Below are 20045 nucleotides of genomic sequence, written 5' to 3'. Positions count from 1 at the left end.
CCGGTTGGAACACTTTTCTAACCCTTACGTGCCGGATTCAATCCAGGGGAAGACCCCCGCAATTGATTAACGGCGAAATCTTGCGCCTCCCCCTGAAGATCATCCTTTTCCCGCCGTTTTATGACCACCTGTGACCGGGCGACACCGTGGTACGGCTCGTTCACCCACAGCGGTGTAAACGGTGATCGTTTGGCTTCATCACTCCGTCGGACAGGCGTGTCGCGCTGCTCCACTCGGGGTGTCCCCCACGCACGCCACGTCCTCTTCTGGTTTCACATGCGAGTGGGGACATGGAAACGCCCCCGGTGCGCGCACCGGGGGCGTTTCGTGGTGGGAGCAGCCTCTGAAGAGACGTTCTTTACTCGCGGAAGGCGTCCGCGACCTTGTCGCCGAGGTCCTTGTCGACGTTCCGCCAGTACTCGAAGACCCGCTCGAGCACCGGGCGCGAGACGTCGTTCGAGGCGTGGCCGATGATGTTGCTCGCGAGCCGCTCGCGCTGTGCGTCGTCCATCACGTCGCGGACGAGCGTGCCCGGCTGGCCGAAGTCGTCGTCCTCGGCGTGGAGCTTGTACGCCGACCGGATGACCTCGTCCTCGACGCCGTAGCCCGAAGCGGTCTCGGAAGCGATCTGCGCGTTCGCGTGCGGACCGCCGTAGGAGTTCGGCGCGTACACCGGGTCGCCCGGGTTGTTGTAGCGCATCGCGCCGTCGCGCGAGTAGCTGTTCACCGGGGACTTCGGCGCGTTGACCGGCAGCTGCGTGTAGTTCGCGCCGATCCGGTAGCGGTGGGCGTCCGGGTACGCGAACAGGCGGCCCTGCAGCATCTTGTCCGGCGACGGGCCGATACCCGGCACCAGATTGGACGGCTCGAACGCGGCCTGCTCGATCTCCGCGAAGTAGTTCGCCGGGTTGCGGTCGAGCACCCAGCGGCCGACCTTGATCAGCGGGTAGTCGCCCTTCGGCCACACCTTGGTCAGGTCGAACGGGTTGAAGCGGTAGTCCGCGGCCTCGGCGTACGGCATCACCTGGACGTACAGCGTCCAGCTGGGGTGATTGCCCTGCTTGATGTTCTTGAACAGGTCGCGGATGTAGTAGTCCGAGTCCTCGCCGGCGATCCGGTCCGCGTCGGCCTGCGTGAGGTAGCCGATGCCCTGGTCGGTCTTGAAGTGGTACTTGACCCAGAATTTCTCGCCGCCCGCGTTCTCCCACAGATAGGTGTGCGAGCCGAAGCCGTCCATCTCGCGCCAGTTCGACGGGATGCCGCGGTCGCCCATCAGCCAGGTGACCTGGTGCGCGGACTCGGGGCGCAGCGTCCAGAAGTCCCACTGGATGTCGTGGTCGCGCAGGTGGTTGTCGGCGCGGCGCTTCTGCGAGTGGATGAAGTCGGGGAACTTGATCGGGTCGCGGATGAAGAACACCGGGGTGTTGTTGCCGACGAGGTCGTAGTTGCCCTCGGAGGTGTAGAACTTCACCGCGAAGCCGCGCGGGTCGCGCCACGTGTCGGGCGATCCGTTCTCCCCGGCGACCGACGAGAACCGGACCAGGCTCTCGGTGCGCACGCCCGGCTGGAACAGCGCGGCCTTCGTGAACTGACTGACGTCCTCCGTGACCTCGAGGAAGCCGTGCGCGCCGCCGCCCTTGGCGTGGACGACGCGTTCCGGCACCCGCTCACGGTTGAACTGGGCGTTCTTCTCGATCAGGTAGTGGTCCTGGAGCAGGATCGGGCCGTTGGCGCCTACGGTGAGGGAATCGTTGTCGCTCGCGACGGGGATGCCCACGTTGTTCGTGGTCGGCAGGGTCACGCCGGTGCCTCCTGGTTCGTGGTGGTGAGCGGTCAGTCCTCTCCACCCTCCCGTCTAATCTGGAATCAGTCAAGAAAACACCCCGGACCGGGTGATCCTGGCGACGCGAAAAAAACTTGCACGCGCGTACCAAGTTACGTTCTCATCGGACGTATGGCCCTCGCTCCGTATCGTCGTGTGTTAGCCGTGCCCGGAGTTCCCAGCTCGATGCTGCTGATGTTCCTGGCCCGGCTCCCGATGACGGCCATGGGCGTGACGATGACGCTGTACGTGGTCAACGACCTCGGCCGCGGTTACGGCGCGGCCGGGCTGATCGGCGCCGCCACCACGCTCGGCAGCGCGATCGGGGCACCGCTCGTCGGCCGGTACGTCGACCGCTACGGGCTGCGGCCGGTGGTCGCGATCTGCGGACTGGCCTCGTCGACGTTCTGGATCAGCGCGCCGCATCTGCCGTATCAGGTGCTGCTCGTGGTCGCGCTCCCCGCCGGTGTGCTGTCGGTGCCCGCCGGGACACTCGCGCGGCTGGTGCTCACCGCGCTCGTGCCGCTCGAACAACGGCGGGCCGCCTACTCGCTGGACACGATCCTGGTGGAGGCGTCGTTCATGATCGGGCCGTCGGCCGGGATCATGGCGATCACGCAACTGCCCGCGGTGTACGCGCTCACCGGTATCGGGGTCTGCTTCGCGCTTTCGGCGACGCTGATCTACCGGCAGAACCCGCCGATCCGCGCCGAGGCCGACGCCGAGGTGTTCGCCGGGGAACGGCCGACCGTGCGGAGCTGGCTCACCGGACGGCTCGTGATGGCGATGTTCATCGCCGCCGGCGCGCTGTTCTGCCTGGTCGGCATGGAGCTCGCCGCGCTGGCGACGCTGCGCGCGAGCGGGGACATCGCCTGGTCCGGGCTGCTGATCACGCTGATGTGCGTCGCGTCGGTCCTCGGCGGGGCGATCCACGGCGCGGTCCGGCGGTCGCTTTCGCAGGGCACGCTGATGGTGCTGCTCGCGGTGCTGACCCTGCCGGTCGGGCTGATCGCCGAGCCGTGGTGGCTGCTGGCGATCGTGCTGTTCCCGAGCAACGTGCTGTGCGCGCCGACGCTCGCGGCGAGCACGGAGACGGTCAGCGCCGCGGCGCCCGCCCGCGTGCGCGGGGAGGCGATGGGCCTGCTGGACGCGGCGAGCCGGATCGGGCTGGCGATCGGGAGCCCGATCATCGGGTTCGTGATCGACCACTCCAGCCCCGGCTGGGGCTTCGCGGCCTCTGCGCTGGGCGCGCTGGCGATCGCCTCCGCCGGCCTGTTCTGGCGCCGGTCCCGGACCCCCGCCCAGGTGCCCGCGCTCACTTCCTCCTGATGCGTTTAGTCCTCTGAATGCGGTCGTTCCGCATTCAGAGGACTAAACGCGAGAGGGGCTAGGCGCAGACCTTCCGGAGGGCTTCCAGCTGCTCGAGGTTGCGTTTGGTCCAGTCCGCGACCTTGCCCGCGTCCTGGATGTTCTCCTTCTGCACCTGCAGATACGAGTCCGCCATACCGGTGAGCGCGCCCGCCACGTTCTGCTCGCCGACGCTGGCCGCCAGCTCGCGCAGGCGCTTCTCCTTGTCCGCGGCGCGCTCCTTGAGCGTCGCCGGGTCCGGATTGAGGTCGGCGAGGCTGAGCGCCTCGGCGCAGGCGCTGACCTTCGTCGCCGCCTTGTTCGTCTGATCGACCGCGTTCGTGACCTCGCTGCAGCCCGCCAGCGCGAGCCCGGCGGCCGCCAGGAGCGCCGCGATTCCCAACCTCTTCATGAAGACCACAGTAGCGAGAATCGTGGGTGGTATGCCGGATTCCCCGGCATACCACCCACGATTCAGCCCTTCACGCAGACGACCTGCTTGAGGTGCGCGACCACCTCGACGAGATCCGTCTGCGCCTTGATCACCGTTTCGATGTCCTTGTACGCGGCCGGGATCTCGTCCACCACACCGGAGTCCTTGCGGCATTCCACACCCGCGGTCTGCGCCGCGAGGTCCTCGGCGGTGTACAGCTTCTTCGCCTTGTTCCGCGACATCCGGCGCCCCGCGCCGTGCGACGCGGACTGGAAGGACGACTCGTTCCCGAGACCGCGCACGATGTACGAGCCGGTGCCCATGCTGCCAGGGATGATCCCGAGGTCGCCCGAACCCGCGCGGATCGCGCCCTTGCGGGTCACCAGAAGGTCGACGCCGTCGTAGGTCTCCTCGGCGACGTAGTTGTGGTGGCAGCTGATCGCGTCGTCGAACGTCGTCTGCGGTACGACGTCCTTCAGCGCCTGCTTCACGAGCGCGACCATCGTGGCGCGGTTGCGCGCCGCGTAGTCCTGCGCCCAGAACAGGTCGCGCCGGTACGCCTGCATCTCGGGCGTGCCCGCGACGAACACCGCGAGATCCGGATCCGGCAGGTCCGCGTTGTGCGGCAGCTTCCGCGCGACGGCCATATGCCGTTCCGCGAGTTCCTTGCCGATGTTGCGCGAACCGGAGTGCAGCATCAGCCACACGCGGCCTTCGTCCTCGCCGCCCTGTTCGAGGCAGACCTCGATGAAGTGGTTACCGCCACCGAGACTCCCGATCTGGCGCGACGCGCGGTCGTGCAGGTCCTGGACGCCGGGATGCAGGTCGCCGAAGGACTTCCAGAACGCGTCCCAGCCGCCGACACCGTGGACCTTCGCCGGGTTCACCGGGGTCTTGTGCAGGCCGAACCCGACCGGGACGGCCGATTCGATCCGGCGGCGGAGCTTCAGCAGGTCGTCGGGCAGGTCGGCGGCGGTGAGCGAGGTCCGCACCGCGCTCATCCCGCAGCCGATGTCCACGCCGACGGCGGCCGGGGACACCGCGTCGCGCATCGCGATCACGCTGCCGACGGTCGCGCCCTTGCCGTAGTGGACGTCGGGCATGACCGCGACGCCGTGCACCCACGGCAGGTTGGCGACGTTGTGCAGCTGTCGCATGGCTTGGTCCTCGACCGATGTGGGGTCCGCCCACATCCGGATCGGAACCCGCGAGCCTTCGACCGCCGTGTACATGATTTTCCCTTCGTGGAAACGTTTGCCGCCACAGAGCATGCCCCGGCCGAAGGCCTCCGACAACGCAATTACGACGTGAAGGGCCCTTTCCCCTCATCGGACGCAGCGAAAGGGCCCTTCACCGCATCGCATGCGGTGAAGGGCCCTTTCAGCCCACGTCAGGAGTTCGCGGCGACCAGCTCCGCGATCTGCACGGCGTTGAGCGCCGCGCCCTTGCGCAGGTTGTCGTTCGACAGGAACAGCACCAGACCACGACCGCCGTCGACGCCCGGGTCCGTCCGCAGGCGCCCGACGTACGACGGGTCCTGGCCGGCGGCCTGCAGCGGCGTCGGGATGTCCGACAGCTCCACGCCGGGGGCGCCGGTCAGCAGTTCGGTCGCGCGGGCGACCGAAAGCGGCTGCGAGAACTCGGCGTTGATCGAGATCGAGTGCCCGGAGAACACCGGCACCCGCACACAGGTGCACGAGACCCGCAGCTCCGGGATGCTCAGGATCTTGCGGCTCTCGTTGCGGAACTTCTTCTCCTCGTCCGTCTCGAACTCGCCGTCGTCCACAATGGACCCGGCGAGCGGGAGGACGTTGTGTGCGATGGGCCGCGCGTACTTCTTCGGCTCGGGGAAGTTCACCGCCGAGCCGTCGTGGGTCAGCGCGCCCGCGTTCGCCGCCGCGGCGGCGAGCTGGCCTTCCAGCTCCTCCACACCGGCGAGCCCGCTGCCGGACACGGCCTGGTAGGTGCTGGCGACCAGCCGCACCAGGCCCGCTTCGGCGTGCAGCGGCTTGAGCACCGGCATCGCGGCCATGGTGGTGCAGTTGGGGTTCGCGATGATCCCCTTGCGCGCCTCCTTGACCGCCTCCGGGTTGACCTCGCTGACGATCAGCGGGACGTCCGGGTCCATCCGCCACGCCGACGAGTTGTCGATCACCGTGGCGCCTGCCGCGGCGAATCGCTCCGCCTGCGCCTTGGAGGTCGCGCCACCGGCCGAGAACAGCGCGATGTCCAAACCGGACGGATCCGCGGTCGTCGCGTCCTCGATGACGATTTCGCCGTCACCCCAAGGAAGCTTCGAACCGGCGGACCGCGCCGAGGCGAAGTACCGCATTTCGGCGACCGGGAAACCCCGTTCGGCCAGCAGACGGCGCATCACGCCGCCGACCTGACCGGTCGCCCCGACCACGCCTACCCGCAAACCTCCGGACATCAGCGACCACTCCCCGCGTAGACGACGGCTTCTTCGTCGCCGCCGAGTTCGAACGCCTCGTGGATCGCGCGCACCGCGTCGTCGAGCTGCGCGTCCCGGATCAGGACCGAGATCCGGATCTCCGAGGTGTTGATGATTTCGATGTTGACGCCCGACTGGGCGAGCGCCTCGCAGAACGTCGCCGTGACACCGGGGTGCGAACGCATCCCGGCGCCGACGAGCGAGACCTTGCCGACGTGGTCGTCGTAGAGGACCGACTCGAAGCCGATCTCGTCCTTGATCTTCTCCAGCGACTGCACGGCCTTGGCCCCGTTGGCCTTCGACAGGGTGAAGGTGATGTCGGTGCGGCCCGAGACGGTGCTGGACACGTTCTGCAGCACCATGTCGATGTCGATCTCGTCGTCGGCGATCACCCGGAAGATCCTGGCGGCGGCGCCGGCGTGGTCCGGCACCCCGGTCACCGTGATCTTGGCTTCGGAGCGGTCGTGCGCCACACCGGTGATCAACGCTTGTTCCACGGGGATCTCCTCGATAGAACCGGTCACCGTGGTGCCCGGCTTGTCACTGTAGGAAGAACGGACTCGGATCGGGACGCCGTAGCGGCGCGCGTACTCCACCGAGCGCAGGTGCAGGATCTTCGACCCGCTCGCCGCCAGCTCCAGCATCTCCTCGTAGGCGATGGTGTCGAGCTTGCGGGCGTCGGACACGACCCGGGGATCGGCGGTGTACACACCGTCCACATCGGAATAGATCTCGCAGACGTCGGCGTTCAGCGCGGCGGCCAGCGCCACGGCGGTGGTGTCCGAACCGCCGCGGCCGAGGGTGGTGATGTCCTTGGTGTCCTGCGACACCCCCTGGAAGCCCGCCACCAGCGCGATGTAGCCCTGGTCGAGCGCTTCGGTCACCCGGCTGGGGCTGACGTCGATGATCCGCGCGTTGCCGTGCACCGACGTCGTCACCACGCCCGCCTGCGAGCCGGTGAACGACCAGGCCTCCGCGCCCTGCGCCGAAATCGCCATCGCCACCAGGGAGTTGGAGATGCGCTCACCCGCGGTGAGCAGCATGTCCATCTCGCGTTCCGGCGGCGCCGGATTGACCTGCTGCGCCAGGTCGAGCAGCTCGTCGGTCGTGTCGCCCATGGCGGAGCAGACGACGACCACGTCGTTGCCGGCCTTCTTGGTGGCGACGATGCGTTCCGCGACGCGTTTGATCCGGTCGGCACTTTCCAGCGACGAACCGCCGTACTTCTGGACCACGAGGGCCACGCCCGAACCTCCTCGACGGGCCGGGCGTGCTCCTGGTGGGCACCGAGGAGCCCCCGCGTCCCTTATTTGGGCGAAAGCCTACCGGGGTGACGCGCGCTCGCCACCCTCGTAAGTGGTCCTGACCACCACTTCGAAGACTCCGGGAAGTAAATCTTCCTTGACACCAACGAAATAGTCGGAGGGCTTTCGCTTTAGTGACGGAGAGCACCCCCTTGTTAGGGTCCGACCGTGCACAAACCCGCCGAAACAAGTACCCCAATCGCGTCGATCCTGGCCCACCGTTGGAGCCCGCGCGCCTACGACGAGTCAGCGATCGTCACCGAAGGCCAGCTCCGCGCGCTGCTCGAAGCGGCCCGCTGGGCGCCGTCGTTCGGCAACACCCAGCCCGCCCGCTACCTGGTCGGCCTCCGGGGAACGCCGTCGTTCGACCGCATCCTCTCGACGCTCAACTCGGGCAACCGGGCGTGGGCCCATCGCGCCGGGCTGCTGCTGATCGGCGTGATGGTGACCACGAACGAGAAGGGCGAAGTCCCGTACGCCGAGTACGGGCTGGGGCTGGCGAGCGAGAATCTCGTGCTCCAGGCCGTCGACCTCGGCTTGATCGCACACCAGATGGCGGGCTTCTCCGCCGAAGCGGCGAAGGACTTCTTCGGCCTCCCCGACGACGTCGTCCCCAAGGTCGCGATCGCCGTCGGCTCGCCCGCGGACCCCTCGGTGCTCGAAGAAGACTGGCGCATCGAGCGCGAGAAGGCGCCGCGCGAGCGAATCCCGCTGGCTGAATTCGCCTACGCCGACGCCTGGGGCACGAGCGCCTTCGACGGCTGAGGGAGCCAGCGAAGGGCGAGGATCCCGAGCCCGACGTGCAGCAGGCTCAGCACCGCGACGGCGGCGTGGAGGCCCGCGACGAAGGCTTCCTTCGCGTCAAGAGCGGTCGTGGGCGCGATATCGAGGGTCTCGCCGAGTGTCGGCGCGAGATCCGGCCCAACGAGGCGGAACACCAGCGCGGCGAGCGAGCCCATGAGCGCGATCCCCAGCGCGTTGCCGATCTCGTTGCTCGTTTCGGCGATCGCGCCCGCCGCTCCCGCGCGCTCGGCGGGCACCGCGGCGACGGCCGTGTCCGCCACCAGGCTGAACGAGATGCCGTAGCCGATACCCGCGACCACCGTCGACGCGACGTACCAGCCCGCCCCGCCCGTGACCCCGGTCAGGAGCAGCAGCGCCAGCCCGGCGGCGATGGAGAAGTGGCAGCCGAGCAGCGCCGCGCGTGCGCCGATCCGGTCGACCAGAGCGGGCGTGACGACGCACATGATCGTGAGCACGGCCGCGCCCGGCAGCGCCAGCAACGCCGCTTGCAGCACGGGCAGGCCGAGCACGGACTGCAGGTAGGTCCCCGACAGGAACGCGGCCGCCGACCACGCCGCCAGCGGCAGCAGCCCGGTGACGATCGCGATCGTGAAGACGCGGTCGCGGAACAGGGAGAACTCGACCAGCGGATACTCCAGGCCCCGCTGACGCCGGGCGAACCACACCAGCAGCCCGGCTCCGGCGATCGCGGCCAAGCCCGCGGTGACGGACAGGAAGTCGGCGGCCGCGTGCTTGATCCCGTAGATCGCGAGCAGGAGACCGGCGGCGGAGAGCACGACGCTCAGCACATCGACGCGCCCCTTCCCGGTGGCCCGCACCTCCCGCAGCAGCACCGGCGCGAGCGCCAGGAACACCGCGATCACCGGCAGGTTGACCAGGAAGACCGAGCCCCACGCGAACCGTTCCAGCAGGACACCGCCGACGACCGGGCCGATCGCGAAACCGGCGGCGAACGCGGCCGCGAAGATCCCGATGGCCCGCGCCCGGCGGCGCGCGTCGGGGAAGAGCTCGCTCAACACCGCCAGCGCGGACGGCAGCAGCGTCGCTCCCGCCAACCCCATCAGGGCACGGAACGTGATGAGCAGCTCCGGGTTCGGGGCGAACGCGGCGCCCGCCGAACCGATGCCGAACACCGCGGCGCCGATCATCAGCAGTCTCAGCCGTCCGTACCGGTCGCCGATGGCGCCGAACGCGATCAGCAGCGAGCCGACCGCGAAACCGTAGACGTCGAGGATCCACAGCGCCTGATCGGCCGTGGGCGTGAGCGCCTGGCTGATCTTGGGCATCGCGAGGAACAGGATCGATCCGTCCATGGAGACCAGGAACACCGGGCAGAGGATCACCAGCAGGCCGAACCAGGCCCGCGTGTGCTGTCGTGTCATGGCCTCGACGCTGCACCGGCTTCGGGAACGCGACCATCCCCGTGCCGTGGGTACACCCGGCAGGTACACCCACGCGGCGGCCGGAGAATTTAGGCTCGGGGTCATGGAAAGCCTCGGCGTGTACCTCAAGAGCCGTCGTGATCGCGTGACGCCCGCCGACATCGGGCTGCGCACCTACGGCACGTCGCGCCGCGTGCCCGGCCTGCGCCGCGAGGAACTCGCCCAGCTCGCCGGGGTCAGCGCCGGGTACTACACGCGGCTGGAGCAAGGACTGGCCGAGACCGCTTCACGGCAGGTACTCGACGCGCTCGCCCGCGCGCTCCGGCTCGACGACGTCGAGACCGGCCATCTGCACAACCTCGCCCGGCAGACCTCGCTCCCGAAGCTGTCCGACCCCGGCCCGGAAGACCCGCACCCGCGGGTCCTCGCGCTGCTGGAGAACCTCGGCGAGGCCGTGCCCGCCCTGGTCTTCGGCCGTCGCGGCGACGTGCTCGCGTGGAACCGCGCCGGGCACACGCTCATGGCCGAACACCTCGATTTCGACGCGCCGAAGGATCCCGAACGGCGGCCTTCGCTGCCGCGCATGTTCTTCCTGGACCCGCTGACCCGCGATCTTCACCGGAACCGGGCCGAACTCGCGCCGATCCACGTCGCCTATCTGCGGCTGACCGCGGGCCGCTATCCCACCGACGCCCGCCTTGCCGGGCTCATCGGCGAACTTTCGATGCGCAGCGACGAGTTCGCGACCCTGTGGGCGACCGGCGACGTCGCCGACTGCACCGTCGGGCCCATGCATCTGCGGCACCCCACGGTCGGTGCGGTGAACGTCGACTACCAGGTGTGGCTCCAGCCCGACAGCCCCGACCACCGGCTGGAGATCTACACGCCGAAGGACCAGGGATCCGCCGACGCGCTGAAGATCCTTCGCTATTGAGCGGTGGGGCGAAGGTGGCCTTCACAGACTTCGGCAGGGAAAGTGCCGGTACGGCGCTGGGCCGGGATGGTGATGCCAGGCGAGGACGTTGCGAAAGCCACATTCGCAACCCGTCCAGGTCGACCGAAGTACGTGAAGCGGTACCGCTCACACTCTCGCTAACCTGGGGTCATGGGGGCCTTTCGCAGCGTTCTCCGCAACGAATCACGCACGATGGCCGGGCTCTGGCTGTATCTCAGGCGCCGGAAGGACGGAATCGACGGGGGCGCCGTCGCGGTGCCCTACGGCGCGAACGGGAAGTCGATCTTCATCGTGCTCGCCGTGGTGAGCGCCGTCGAAGCGGGACTGTTCTGGCTGCTCGACTTCGGCCTCGTCGTCGACCTTCTGCTGCTGGCCCTCGGCGTGTACTCGGCGCTGCTGGTGTTCGGGGTCTACGCCGGCACCGTCGTCCGGCCGCACGTGATCTCGTCGCGCGAGGTGCGGGTGCGCTACAGCTCCTTCTACGACGTGCGGATCCCGCGGGAGAACGTCGTGAGTCTGCGGCACGTGAAGGAAAGCCACGATCCCCTCAAGGCTCAGAAGTTCCGCGACGAAACCTGGCTCAGTCACGACAACTTCTACGAGACCAACCTGATCGCCGAACTGCGCGAGCCGATCACGGTGACCCGGCCGCTCGGCGCGACCGAGACGGTCCGCGTCGTGAAATTCCAGGCGGACGACCCGAAAGCCGCCGTCGAGGCCTACGAACGGCTCGCCCCAGACCGCATTTAGTCCTCTGAATGCGGCTAGTTCGCTCCGCCCACGCGACGGATGATCTTGGCGAGGATTCCCGTGACCACCATCCAGAAGACCGCGGCGATGCCGTAGTTGATCAGCACGCGGAGCTTGGCGTCTTCGGGCATGAAGAGGTCCTTGAAGCCGAGCAGCAGCCCGTCGGCCCAGCCGCGGACGAACGACACGATGCCGTTGTCGGGGTTCGCCTCGCCGATCACGAAGACGACGTGCAGCACGAGGATGGCCGCGAAGACCAAGCCGACCCAGCGGACCACGCTCGCCAGCACCCCGGCCGCGCGGCCGCCGCCCGCTCGCCAGTCGACCTTGCGTCTGGTCGGCTGATCAGCGGTTTCCTTCTCTTCAGCGTGCTCGCCCATGCCGGGCAGTGTGGCACGGCGCCTGGTCCGAATGCTACCCGCGAGTAACCCGAATGGGCGCCACTCTGGTCACGGTTCGATCGCGGCCCGGGTTTCCTTTCGGGAGATCACGCGGTTAAGGTGGCGTCGTGGCTCGAGCTCTCCTGCTTCGCTGCCGCGACGGGGCCTGATCGGACCGGCTCCCCGTCGCGGGGCTTCGTGGTGCCGGTCGTCGCACCCGATCCTTCAGGAGAAGCGTCCCCTCATGAACATCCGCAAACCCACCCGTCCTGCCCCTGCCGAGCAGGCTTCGTGGAACACCCAGCGCGGCACTTCGATGCCCGTACACCGCTATCGCCCCTGGTACGACCTGGTCGAGGACATCTCGCTGCCCGACCGCACCTGGCCGGACAAGCGCATCGACACCGCGCCGCTGTGGTGCGCCGTCGACCTGCGTGACGGCAACCAGGCCCTGATCGACCCGATGTCGCCCGCGCGCAAGCGCAAGTTCTTCGACCTGCTGGTCCGCATGGGCTACAAGGAGATCGAGGTCGGCTTCCCGGCGGCGTCGCAGACGGACTTCGACTTCGTCCGCGAGATCATCGACGAGGGCGCCATCCCCGACGACGTCAGTATCCAGGTGCTGACCCAGTGCCGACCGGAGCTGATCGAGCGCACCTTCAAGGCGCTCGAAGGCGCGCCGCGCGCGATCGTCCACATCTACAACTCGACCTCGATCCTGCAGCGCCGCGTCGTGTTCCGCGAGGAGCGCATCGGCATCACGAAGATCGCTTCGCAGGCAGCGGAGCTGGTCGTCGACTACGCCGCGAAGCAGCCGGACACCGACTTCCGGTTCCAGTACTCGCCGGAGTCCTACACCGGCACCGAGCTGTCGTACGCGCTCGAGGTCTGCAACACCATCACCGAGATCTGGCAGCCGACGCCGGAGAAGCCGGTGATCCTGAACCTGCCCGCGACCGTCGAGATGGCGTCGCCGAACGTCTACGCCGACTCGATCGAGTGGATGCACCGCAACCTGGACCGCCGCGATTCGGTGATCCTGTCGCTGCACCCGCACAACGACCGCGGTACCGGTATCGCCGCCGCCGAGCTGGGCTTCCAGGCGGGCGCGGACCGGATCGAAGGCTGCCTGTTCGGCAACGGCGAGCGCACCGGCAACGTCGACCTGGTCGCGCTGGGCATGAACCTGTACAGCCAGGGCGTCGACCCGCAGATCGATTTCTCCGACATGGACGAGATCAAGCGGACCGTCGAATACTGCAACCAGCTGCCGGTGCACGAACGCAGCCCGTGGGCCGGTGACCTGGTGTTCACCGCGTTCTCCGGCAGCCACCAGGACGCGATCAACAAGGGCCTCGACGCGCTGAAGGCCGCCGCCGACAAGGTGGGGACGCCGGTCGACGAGCACCCGTGGGAGGTCCCGTACCTGCCGATCGACCCGAAGGACATCGGCCGCAACTACGAGGCCGTGATCCGGGTGAACTCGCAATCCGGAAAGGGCGGCGTCGCCTACATCATGAAGGCCGAGCACCAGCTCGACCTGCCGCGGCGCCTGCAGATCGAGTTCTCGAAGGTCGTCCAGCGCCACACCGACACCGAGGGCGGCGAGGTCGACCCGGCCACGATGTGGAACGCGTTCTCGGCCGAGTACCTGGAGCTGAAGACGCCGCTGGAGCTGGTGCGCCAGCACGTCAGGGACAACGGCGACGGCGAGTACGACATCACCGCCACCGTGCGGGTCGAGGGTGACGAGCACGAGGTCACCGGCCGCGGCAACGGCCCGATCGCGGCGTTCTTCGACGCGCTGTCGACCGTCGGGTACGACCTGCGGCTGCTGGACTACAGCGAGCACACGCTCTCGCCGGGCGACGACGCGCGGGCCGCGTCGTACATCGAGTGCGCGATCTCCGACCGGGTGTACTGGGGCATCGGGATCGACCCGTCGATCGTGACCGCCTCACTGCGGGCCGTCGTCTCGGCCGTGAACCGGGCTCACCGGTAGTTTCCGCCGTTCCGTGAAGGCCTCCTTCACTACCTTGAGGGTAGGGAAGGAGGCCTTCACGGCTTTCAGGCTTCGCCGTAACTCGCGTGATCGAAGGCGTAACTCGCGTGTCTGAAGGCGTATCTCGCGTGATTGGGGCCGGAACGCCTTCCATCACGCGAGTTACGGCTCCAATCACGCGAGTTACGCCGAAATGCCGCGGAAGGTGGCGGCTACAGGGCCTTCACGGCGGCCAGGACGTCGGCCGGGTCGGTGCGCGTCGTGTAGTCCGGGTGCACGTCGATGTACCGGATGACACCTTCAGCGTCCACGACCAGGACGGTCGGATAGGGCAGCTCCCATTCCGCCGCGCCGTTGATCTTCTCGACGTCGCCGATGAGCGTGTCGAAAGCCGGCTTCGTCTCCGGGGCCAGCCGGAACGTGATGCCGAGCGCGCGGCCGAGCACGTTGTCCACATCGGACAGCACGGCGAACTCCAGATCCTTTGTGGACAGGGAGTCGTCCGGCAGCTGCGGGCTGACGGCGACCAGCTTCACCCCCAGATTCTCCAGCTCCGGCAACAATTCCTGCTGATACGTGCGCAAGGCCAGGTTGCAGTACGGACACCACGCGCCGCGGTAGAACACCACGACCGCGGGCCCGTCTGCGACCCGGACCCGCTCGCCGCCGGCGTCCGGCAGCACGAGCTCCGGCATCGCCGTTCCCGGCTTCGCGGCCGCCTCGGCGACCACTCCCACGAACGCCGCCCGGTCGGCCTTGAGCACCTCGGCGACCTCGGCCGGGACGTGGTTCGCGACGGATTCCCGCAGCTCGGCGAGGTCGGTGTTGAGATCCCCCATGTCGGCTCCTTTGGTTGTACTGATTGGTACAGTAAGACCGACTGTACTATCCGGTACATGAGTGGTCAACCGGCGAAGACCCCGCAGGGGCGGATGACGAGGGACGCGATCGTCGACGCGGCGGCGGAGCTGATGTACGTCAACGGCGTCGCCGGGACGAGTGTCGACAAGGTGCTCGCTGCGAGCGGCGCCGGAAAATCGCAGATGTACCACTACTTCAAGAACAAGGATCAGCTCGTCGAGGCGGTCATCGCCCGCTTCCTCGAGAAGATCCTCGGCAACCAGCCGACCATTTTCGCGTTGCACGACTGGGCCGATTTCGACCAGTGGGCCGGGGAGATCCTGGCCATCCAGACCACCCCCAAGGGACCGATCGCCTGCCCGCTGGGCAACCTCACCGGCGAACTCGGCGACGACCCCAAGATGGCGCCGCTGCTGGACAAGGCCTACCGCGAATGGGAGTCACATCTCCAGCGCGGCCTGGAATCGTTGCAGGAACAGGGAAAGCTCGCCGCGGACGCCGATCCGGCCAGGCTCGCCCAAGCGGCGATGAGCTGCGTCCAGGGCGGCCTGCTGATGGCCCACCTGCGCCATGACGTCACGCCGATCGCCGACGCGCTCCAGATCGCGCTGGATCACCTGAAGAGTCACGCTCGCCCGTGAGCGCGCCGACCTCGTCGGCGAGCGCGTCGAGCACCTTCGCCACCGCCGGCCGGGAAGACGCCCCGAGCCGGTAGACCGCTTCCACGTGCCGCGCCGCCTTGATCCCGGCGAGCGGGCGGCCGACCAGACCGCTGCCGCGTCGAGTGTCCATTGTGTACCGGGGCAGCAGCGCGATCCCGTGCCCGGCGGCGACGAGCCGTTCGGTGATGCGGAAATCGTTGATGCGCTGGACGACCTGCGGGCGCACACCGGTGCGGATGATCAGCGACTGGAGGATGTCGTCCACCGGGAATCCGGCGTTGACGCTGATCCAGCGTTCGTCGGCCAGTTCGGCCAGCTCGATGCGGCGCCGTTTCGCGAGCCGGTGCCCGGCAGGGAGCGCGACGTCGAGCGGCTCACGCAGCAGATGCCGCGTCTCCAGCCGGTCCGAGCCGAGCGACGGCGCGTGCTCGTCCCGGTGCGCCACCACGATGTCGTAATCCGCGACGAGCCCGGGGACCTCCGGCGGGGTCATGTCGACGTCGCGCACGATGACGTCCAGCCCGTCGAACTCCGCCGTCCGGTGCAACAGTCCTGGCAACAGCATCAACCCGGCCGACTGGAAGATCGCCACCCGGACCCGGCCGCGCGGGGCACTGCGGTAAGTGTCCAATTCGGACTCCGCGCGTTCGAGGGCGGCGAGCACGTCGTCCGCGCGGGCGACCAGCGCGCGGCCCGCGTCGGTCAGCCGCAGGCCGCGACCGGCGGGTTCGGTCAGCGCGAGACCGACGTCACTCTGCAGGGCGCGCAACTGCTGGGAAACCGCGGACGGCGTGCAGTGCAACGCCTTCGCGGCAGCCGTCACGCTGCCACGATCGGCGAACTCCCGCAGGGTCCGCAACCGGCCGATGTCCATACCGCCAGCATATGTGAAGCCGAACTGAACGATCGCTGCAAATATTCTCGCTGGTCCTAAAGGGTCGTTCCACGTAAGAGTGAAGACATGCCCGCCCGCGATCGTCTGCTCGCCCTGCTCGTCGCCGTCCTCTGGGGCTGCAACTTCCTCGCCATCCACGCCACCCTCGGCCAGTTCCCTCCCGTCTTCGCCGGCGGGCTGCGCTTCGCGGTCATCGCGATCCCGACGATTCTGTTCGTCCCGTGGCCGAAGGTGAAGATCCGCCACCTGATCGGCTACGGGCTGGGCTTCGGCACCGGGCAGTTCGTGTTCCTCTTCATCGCGATGGACACCGGCATGCCGACCGGGCTCGCGTCGCTGGTGCTGCAGGCGTCGGCCCCGTTCACCGTCCTGCTCGGCGCCGTCTTCCTGCGCGAACGCGTGTCCGGACGGCAGCTCACCGGCATCCTGCTCGCCGTCGCCGGGATGGCGACGATCGCCTGGCAGCAGGCGGGGAACGCCGCCCTGCTGCCGGTGATCCTGACCCTGCTCGGCGCGCTGAGCTGGGCGTTCGGCAACCTGAGCACCCGGCAGGCGGCACCGGACAACCCGCTGAACTTCGTCCTCTGGATGTCGGTGGTGCCGCCGCTGCCGATGTTCGCGCTGTCACTGGTCATGGAAGGCCCCGCCGAGATCGGGCACTCGCTGAGCACGCTCGGCACCACCACCGGCCTGATCGGCCTCGGCGGCCTGGCCTACGTCGTGCTGTTCGGCACGATCGTCGGCTCCGGGATCTGGACGTCGCTGATGCGCCGCAACCCGGCGGGCGTGGTCGCGCCGTTCTCCCTGCTGGTGCCGGTGGTCGGACTGTCGATGGCCTTCCTGGTCCTCGACGAACGCCCCTCACTGGTGGAGATCCTCGCCGCGGCCGTGGTCATCGGCGGCGTCCTGTTCGGTTCGACGAAGCGCCGCGTGCGCGAGCCGGACTTTCTCGCCGAAGCCGAAACGCCTCAGCCCACTGGGGTGCGGTGAGGCGTTTGGGCACGACTTCCCTGCCGGGACAGGTGAACACCCGCCGCACGAAGTCCTGGTAGCGCCGTCGATCCGCGCCTTCGACGAGCGGACGCTCGCGGCGGGTCATGGTCAGCAGACCGCCGTCGACCCCGGGTTTCGGGCGGAAGGCCGTGGCGGGCACCCGGCCCGCCAGCCGGAAGTCGAACCACGGCCACCACTGCGCGGTCATCATGGTCGCGCCGCCGACCCCGGCCCGGCGGCGCGCCACCTCCCACTGCATGAGCAGGACAGCGTCCGTCCAATCGGGAGCGGCCAGGACGTGGCGCAGCGTCGCCGTGGTCAGGTGGAACGGCAGGTTGCCGACCAGTACATGTGGCGTCTTCGGCAGAGGGAACCGCAGGTAGTCCGCCGTGACGATCTCCGTGGACGCCCGGACGCGGCCCGCCAGCCTGGCGGCGCGGCGGGCATCGATCTCGATGCCGGTCAGCGGCCTGCCGAGCCGTTCCAACGGGAGGGTCAGGGCGCCGTCGCCCGTGCCGAATTCGATGATCGGCCCGCCGGTCGCGGCGACGAGCCGCACGACGGTTTCGATGGTCGTCCGGTCGATGAGGAAGTTCTGGCCGAGTTCATGACGGCCAGGACGCTGTGTGCGCAAGGGATCTCCGCGGCTTCGAGGTGAGCCGGGCAGCACGAGGCAGGCCCGGCGATGACTCGCTCGGGCGGCGGTTCCTTGCTGGACGCTGGGGATCCGCCGCTAGGCGCGGCGGGTCCTGGTGAACGCGGAAGCACACATGGCGGCGAAACTACCTCGGGCCGGAGGCAGCGCGCCAACCGTTTTCTACGCGCCGATCCGGCTCGTGCCGAGGTGCTCGACCGGGCCGGACAACGCGGCCTTGACGTGGCGGGTGAGGTCGTCGGTGAGTACCTCGGTCTCGCCCTTTTCGAGGCCGTCGACGACCTGGCGGGCGACGTCGCGGGGGTCGTTCTTGGGGATATCGAGGCCCTGGGTCATGTCGGTGTCGGTGTAGCCGAGGTGGACGCCGACGACCTGCGTGCCCTGTTCGGCGAACTCGATGCGGAGCGAATTGGTGAGCGACCAGAAGGCCGCCTTCGACGCGCCGTAGGAGCCCGACCCGGCCGCCCACGACAGGATCGAGTGCACGTTGACCAGCGCTCCGCCGTCCTTGAGGCGCGGCGCAAACGCTTGCGCGATGCGCAGCGCGCCGAAGACGTTCGTTTCGAAGACCGGGCGGTGCGCGTCGACGTCTTCGGTGAGCAGCGAGCCGAGGCCGAGCACCCCGGCGTTGTTGAAGACGATCGTGGCGTCACCCGCCTTCTCCGCCAGCGCGCGGACGGATTCCGGATCGGTGACGTCGAGCGGGAGCGGGACGATCCGCGGGTCGGTCTCCTCGCGCGGCGCCCTGGCGGTCGCGTAGACCTTGGCGGCGCCGCGGGCGAGCAGTTCGGCGACGAACGCCTTGCCGAGTCCGCGCTGTCCGCCGGTGACCAGGACGACGGCGCCTTCGATGGAGGTCATGATTAAGCTCCCTTGACAGAGGTGTTCTTGGTTTGCCTCTGTCGTCAGCATGGCGACGCCAGCCGACAGAGTCAAGTACGCTTGACCTATGTCATGGACCGCGACGGACCGATACCGGTTACGCACCGCCCCCTCGGGGCTGGCGCTCGTTCAGGACTTCCTCAACACGAAGGCGATCAAGACATACGGCCTCGACCTGCTGAGCGACGCCGACCTCACGCGGCCTTGGGCCGCCGAGGCGCTGGCGGAATGGTCGCGAGCACGGGACGTCGAGGTGCCCGAGATCACGCTGGGGCCGGGCGACCTTCGCGCGCTTCGGGACCTGCGAGAGACGTTCGTTTCACTCGTGGAAGGCGGGGACGCGGACTTCGGCAAACCGGTCAAGGCGGAACTGGCCCTGCGCGACGGCGTCGTCCGGCTGTTCCCGTCCGGCACCGGACGGCAGTGGCTCGCGTCGGCGTTGTGGACGGAGACGCTGCTCGCGCAGCAGGCCGGGATCTGGCCGCGGCTGAAACTGTGCCGTCTCGACGGCTGCCGTTCGGCGTTCTACGACGTCTCGCGCAACAACAGCGGCGTCTGGCACGACGTGCGCACCTGCGGGAATGTCGCGAACCTGCGGGCCGCGCGGGAGCGGAAGAAGGCGCTCAGCTGAACGAAGCCAGCGCCGTGGGGATCGGGATCTCGCCGCCGATGACGTCGAAACCCCGGTTCCCGGTGAGCGGCTCCTCCAGCGTGGCGACCAGGACGGCGGCGACGTCCGCGCGGGAGACGCGGCCCGGTTCGAGGTGACCGGCGATCTTGACGTGGCCGGTGGGCTGGTCGTCGGTGAGCGTGCCAGGCCGGACGATCGTCCAGTTCAGGCTGGAGCGCCGCAGGACACTGTCGGAAATCTGCTTCGCCATCAGGATCGACCGCACCAGGCGATCGCCCTGGTCCGGCGAATCCGCGAACTGCGCGGAAAGCTGCACGAATCGCGAGACACCCGCCTTCTCGGCGGCGCGGATCGCGGTGATCACGCCGTCGCGGTCGACGAGGTCGACCGAGGCCTGATCGGGATCGGGTGCGCCGATCGCGGTGATCACCACCTCGGAACCGGCGAGCGCCTCGACGAGGTCTTCCGCGTCGGCGGTGACGTCCGCGACCACGGTTTCGGCGCCGAGACCGGCGACCTCCTCCGCGCGGCGACGGCTGCGCAGCCCCGCCCGCACCTGATGGCCCCGCCCCCGCAGAAGCCGGACCACGTGGATCCCCGTCCGCCCCGACGCTCCCAGCACTGTGACCCGCATGACACCGAGTCTGCCCGAAGGCGGCCTTCCGCGCCGGTCAAGCGCCTGCCCGCACTCAGTCCGCTAAATGCGGCCAGCCTTAAGCTCTCGCCGCCGGACCGCGTGTTGGGGGAACCACCATACGCACAATTTAGGGTTGGAGCATGGGGTTTGGGAAACCCACAGCACCACAGTAGAGGAGAAAAAAAGGTGCACAAACTG

The 20045-nt window shown here is 68.5% G+C and carries 20 protein-coding genes; 8 read left to right on the top strand and 12 right to left on the bottom strand.

The window, feature by feature from the left end; all coding sequences use genetic code 11:
* Positions 1–358: 358 nt before the first annotated feature.
* Positions 359–1801, bottom strand: a complete 1443-nt coding sequence (locus ACFVM3_RS31370; RefSeq protein ID WP_378443547.1) for a catalase — start codon at positions 1799–1801, stop codon at positions 359–361.
* 207 nt (positions 1802–2008) lie between these two features.
* Here ACFVM3_RS31370 and ACFVM3_RS31365 point away from each other — a divergent pair, with 207 nt between their 5' ends.
* The gene (locus tag ACFVM3_RS31365) at positions 2009–3151 is read left to right on the top strand and encodes an MFS transporter (RefSeq protein WP_378443565.1); all 1143 of its coding nucleotides are present in this window, start codon (positions 2009–2011) and stop codon (positions 3149–3151) included.
* A 58-nt stretch (positions 3152–3209) separates the two neighbouring features.
* Here ACFVM3_RS31365 and ACFVM3_RS31360 read toward each other — a convergent pair whose 3' ends face one another.
* The 4 genes from ACFVM3_RS31360 to ACFVM3_RS31345 all read right to left on the bottom strand — a co-directional run bounded on the left by ACFVM3_RS31360 (position 3210) and on the right by ACFVM3_RS31345 (position 7298).
* Positions 3210–3581, bottom strand: coding sequence for a hypothetical protein (locus ACFVM3_RS31360; RefSeq protein ID WP_378443546.1), 372 nt, complete (start codon positions 3579–3581; stop codon positions 3210–3212).
* Between the two features lie 62 nt (positions 3582–3643).
* Positions 3644–4834, bottom strand: coding sequence for an RtcB family protein (locus tag ACFVM3_RS31355; RefSeq protein WP_034314834.1), 1191 nt, complete (start codon positions 4832–4834; stop codon positions 3644–3646).
* A 158-nt stretch (positions 4835–4992) separates the two neighbouring features.
* Positions 4993–6033, bottom strand: coding sequence for an aspartate-semialdehyde dehydrogenase (locus tag ACFVM3_RS31350; protein WP_378443545.1), 1041 nt, complete (start codon positions 6031–6033; stop codon positions 4993–4995).
* Complete coding sequence (locus ACFVM3_RS31345) at positions 6033–7298, bottom strand: aspartate kinase (RefSeq protein ID WP_125679736.1); 1266 nt, start codon at positions 7296–7298, stop codon at positions 6033–6035. The genes ACFVM3_RS31350 and ACFVM3_RS31345 overlap by 1 nt, the downstream gene beginning before the upstream one ends.
* Before the next feature lie 228 nt (positions 7299–7526).
* Between ACFVM3_RS31345 and ACFVM3_RS31340 the strand changes: the two genes are divergently transcribed.
* A complete protein-coding gene (locus ACFVM3_RS31340) occupies positions 7527–8123 on the top strand; it encodes a nitroreductase family protein (RefSeq protein WP_378443544.1) in 597 nt (198 codons plus the stop codon).
* On the opposite strand, the gene ACFVM3_RS31335 is transcribed toward ACFVM3_RS31340, so the two are convergent.
* Positions 8084–9544, bottom strand: coding sequence for an MFS transporter (locus ACFVM3_RS31335; RefSeq protein WP_378443543.1), 1461 nt, complete (start codon positions 9542–9544; stop codon positions 8084–8086). The genes ACFVM3_RS31340 and ACFVM3_RS31335 overlap by 40 nt on opposite strands.
* A gap of 103 nt (positions 9545–9647) precedes the next feature.
* Between ACFVM3_RS31335 and ACFVM3_RS31330 the strand changes: the two genes are divergently transcribed.
* A complete protein-coding gene (locus tag ACFVM3_RS31330; protein WP_378443542.1) occupies positions 9648–10478 on the top strand; it encodes a helix-turn-helix transcriptional regulator in 831 nt (276 codons plus the stop codon).
* 171 nt (positions 10479–10649) lie between these two features.
* A complete protein-coding gene (locus tag ACFVM3_RS31325; RefSeq protein ID WP_378443541.1) occupies positions 10650–11249 on the top strand; it encodes a hypothetical protein in 600 nt (199 codons plus the stop codon).
* A 14-nt stretch (positions 11250–11263) separates the two neighbouring features.
* On the opposite strand, the gene ACFVM3_RS31320 is transcribed toward ACFVM3_RS31325, so the two are convergent.
* Positions 11264–11629 (bottom strand): hypothetical protein, encoded by a 366-nt coding sequence (locus ACFVM3_RS31320; protein ID WP_378443540.1) that lies wholly within the window; start codon positions 11627–11629, stop codon positions 11264–11266.
* 244 nt (positions 11630–11873) lie between these two features.
* Between ACFVM3_RS31320 and leuA the strand changes: the two genes are divergently transcribed.
* On the top strand, positions 11874–13631 hold the full coding sequence (leuA, locus tag ACFVM3_RS31315; protein ID WP_378443539.1) for a 2-isopropylmalate synthase: 1758 nt from the start codon (positions 11874–11876) through the stop codon (positions 13629–13631).
* Positions 13632–13843: 212 nt separating this feature from the next.
* Here leuA and ACFVM3_RS31310 read toward each other — a convergent pair whose 3' ends face one another.
* Positions 13844–14470: a peroxiredoxin-like family protein gene (locus ACFVM3_RS31310; RefSeq protein ID WP_378443538.1), complete on the bottom strand. Its 627-nt coding sequence runs from the start codon at positions 14468–14470 to the stop codon at positions 13844–13846.
* 57 nt (positions 14471–14527) lie between these two features.
* Here ACFVM3_RS31310 and ACFVM3_RS31305 point away from each other — a divergent pair, with 57 nt between their 5' ends.
* On the top strand, positions 14528–15133 hold the full coding sequence (locus ACFVM3_RS31305; protein WP_378443537.1) for a TetR/AcrR family transcriptional regulator: 606 nt from the start codon (positions 14528–14530) through the stop codon (positions 15131–15133).
* On the opposite strand, the gene ACFVM3_RS31300 is transcribed toward ACFVM3_RS31305, so the two are convergent.
* The gene (locus ACFVM3_RS31300) at positions 15069–16028 is read right to left on the bottom strand and encodes a LysR family transcriptional regulator (protein ID WP_378443536.1); all 960 of its coding nucleotides are present in this window, start codon (positions 16026–16028) and stop codon (positions 15069–15071) included. The two genes, ACFVM3_RS31305 and ACFVM3_RS31300, sit on opposite strands and share 65 nt — an antisense overlap.
* Positions 16029–16115: 87 nt before the next feature.
* On the opposite strand from ACFVM3_RS31300, the gene ACFVM3_RS31295 reads away from it, so the two are divergent.
* On the top strand, positions 16116–17039 hold the full coding sequence (locus tag ACFVM3_RS31295; RefSeq protein WP_378443535.1) for an EamA family transporter: 924 nt from the start codon (positions 16116–16118) through the stop codon (positions 17037–17039).
* Here the strand turns inward: ACFVM3_RS31295 and erm are convergent.
* Both erm and ACFVM3_RS31285 read right to left on the bottom strand, forming a co-directional pair.
* Positions 16942–17676 carry a 23S ribosomal RNA methyltransferase Erm gene (erm, locus tag ACFVM3_RS31290; protein ID WP_378443534.1) on the bottom strand — a complete coding sequence of 245 codons (735 nt, stop codon included), beginning with the start codon at positions 17674–17676 and terminating at the stop codon, positions 16942–16944. The two genes, ACFVM3_RS31295 and erm, sit on opposite strands and share 98 nt — an antisense overlap.
* Before the next feature lie 183 nt (positions 17677–17859).
* Positions 17860–18558, bottom strand: a complete 699-nt coding sequence (locus ACFVM3_RS31285; protein WP_378443533.1) for an SDR family oxidoreductase — start codon at positions 18556–18558, stop codon at positions 17860–17862.
* Positions 18559–18646: 88 nt separating this feature from the next.
* Between ACFVM3_RS31285 and ACFVM3_RS31280 the strand changes: the two genes are divergently transcribed.
* Positions 18647–19210, top strand: coding sequence for a CGNR zinc finger domain-containing protein (locus tag ACFVM3_RS31280; protein ID WP_378443532.1), 564 nt, complete (start codon positions 18647–18649; stop codon positions 19208–19210).
* On the opposite strand, the gene ACFVM3_RS31275 is transcribed toward ACFVM3_RS31280, so the two are convergent.
* Positions 19203–19844 carry an SDR family oxidoreductase gene (locus tag ACFVM3_RS31275; protein ID WP_378443531.1) on the bottom strand — a complete coding sequence of 214 codons (642 nt, stop codon included), beginning with the start codon at positions 19842–19844 and terminating at the stop codon, positions 19203–19205. The two genes, ACFVM3_RS31280 and ACFVM3_RS31275, sit on opposite strands and share 8 nt — an antisense overlap.
* Positions 19845–20045: the final 201 nt, after the last annotated feature.

Origin of the sequence: Amycolatopsis sp. NPDC057786, from assembly GCF_042797905.1 — a bacterium.
GTDB lineage: Bacteria > Actinomycetota > Actinomycetes > Mycobacteriales > Pseudonocardiaceae > Amycolatopsis.
The sequence above is the reverse complement of the archived record's forward strand: the minus strand, read 5'-3'. Positions and strand labels throughout refer to the sequence as shown.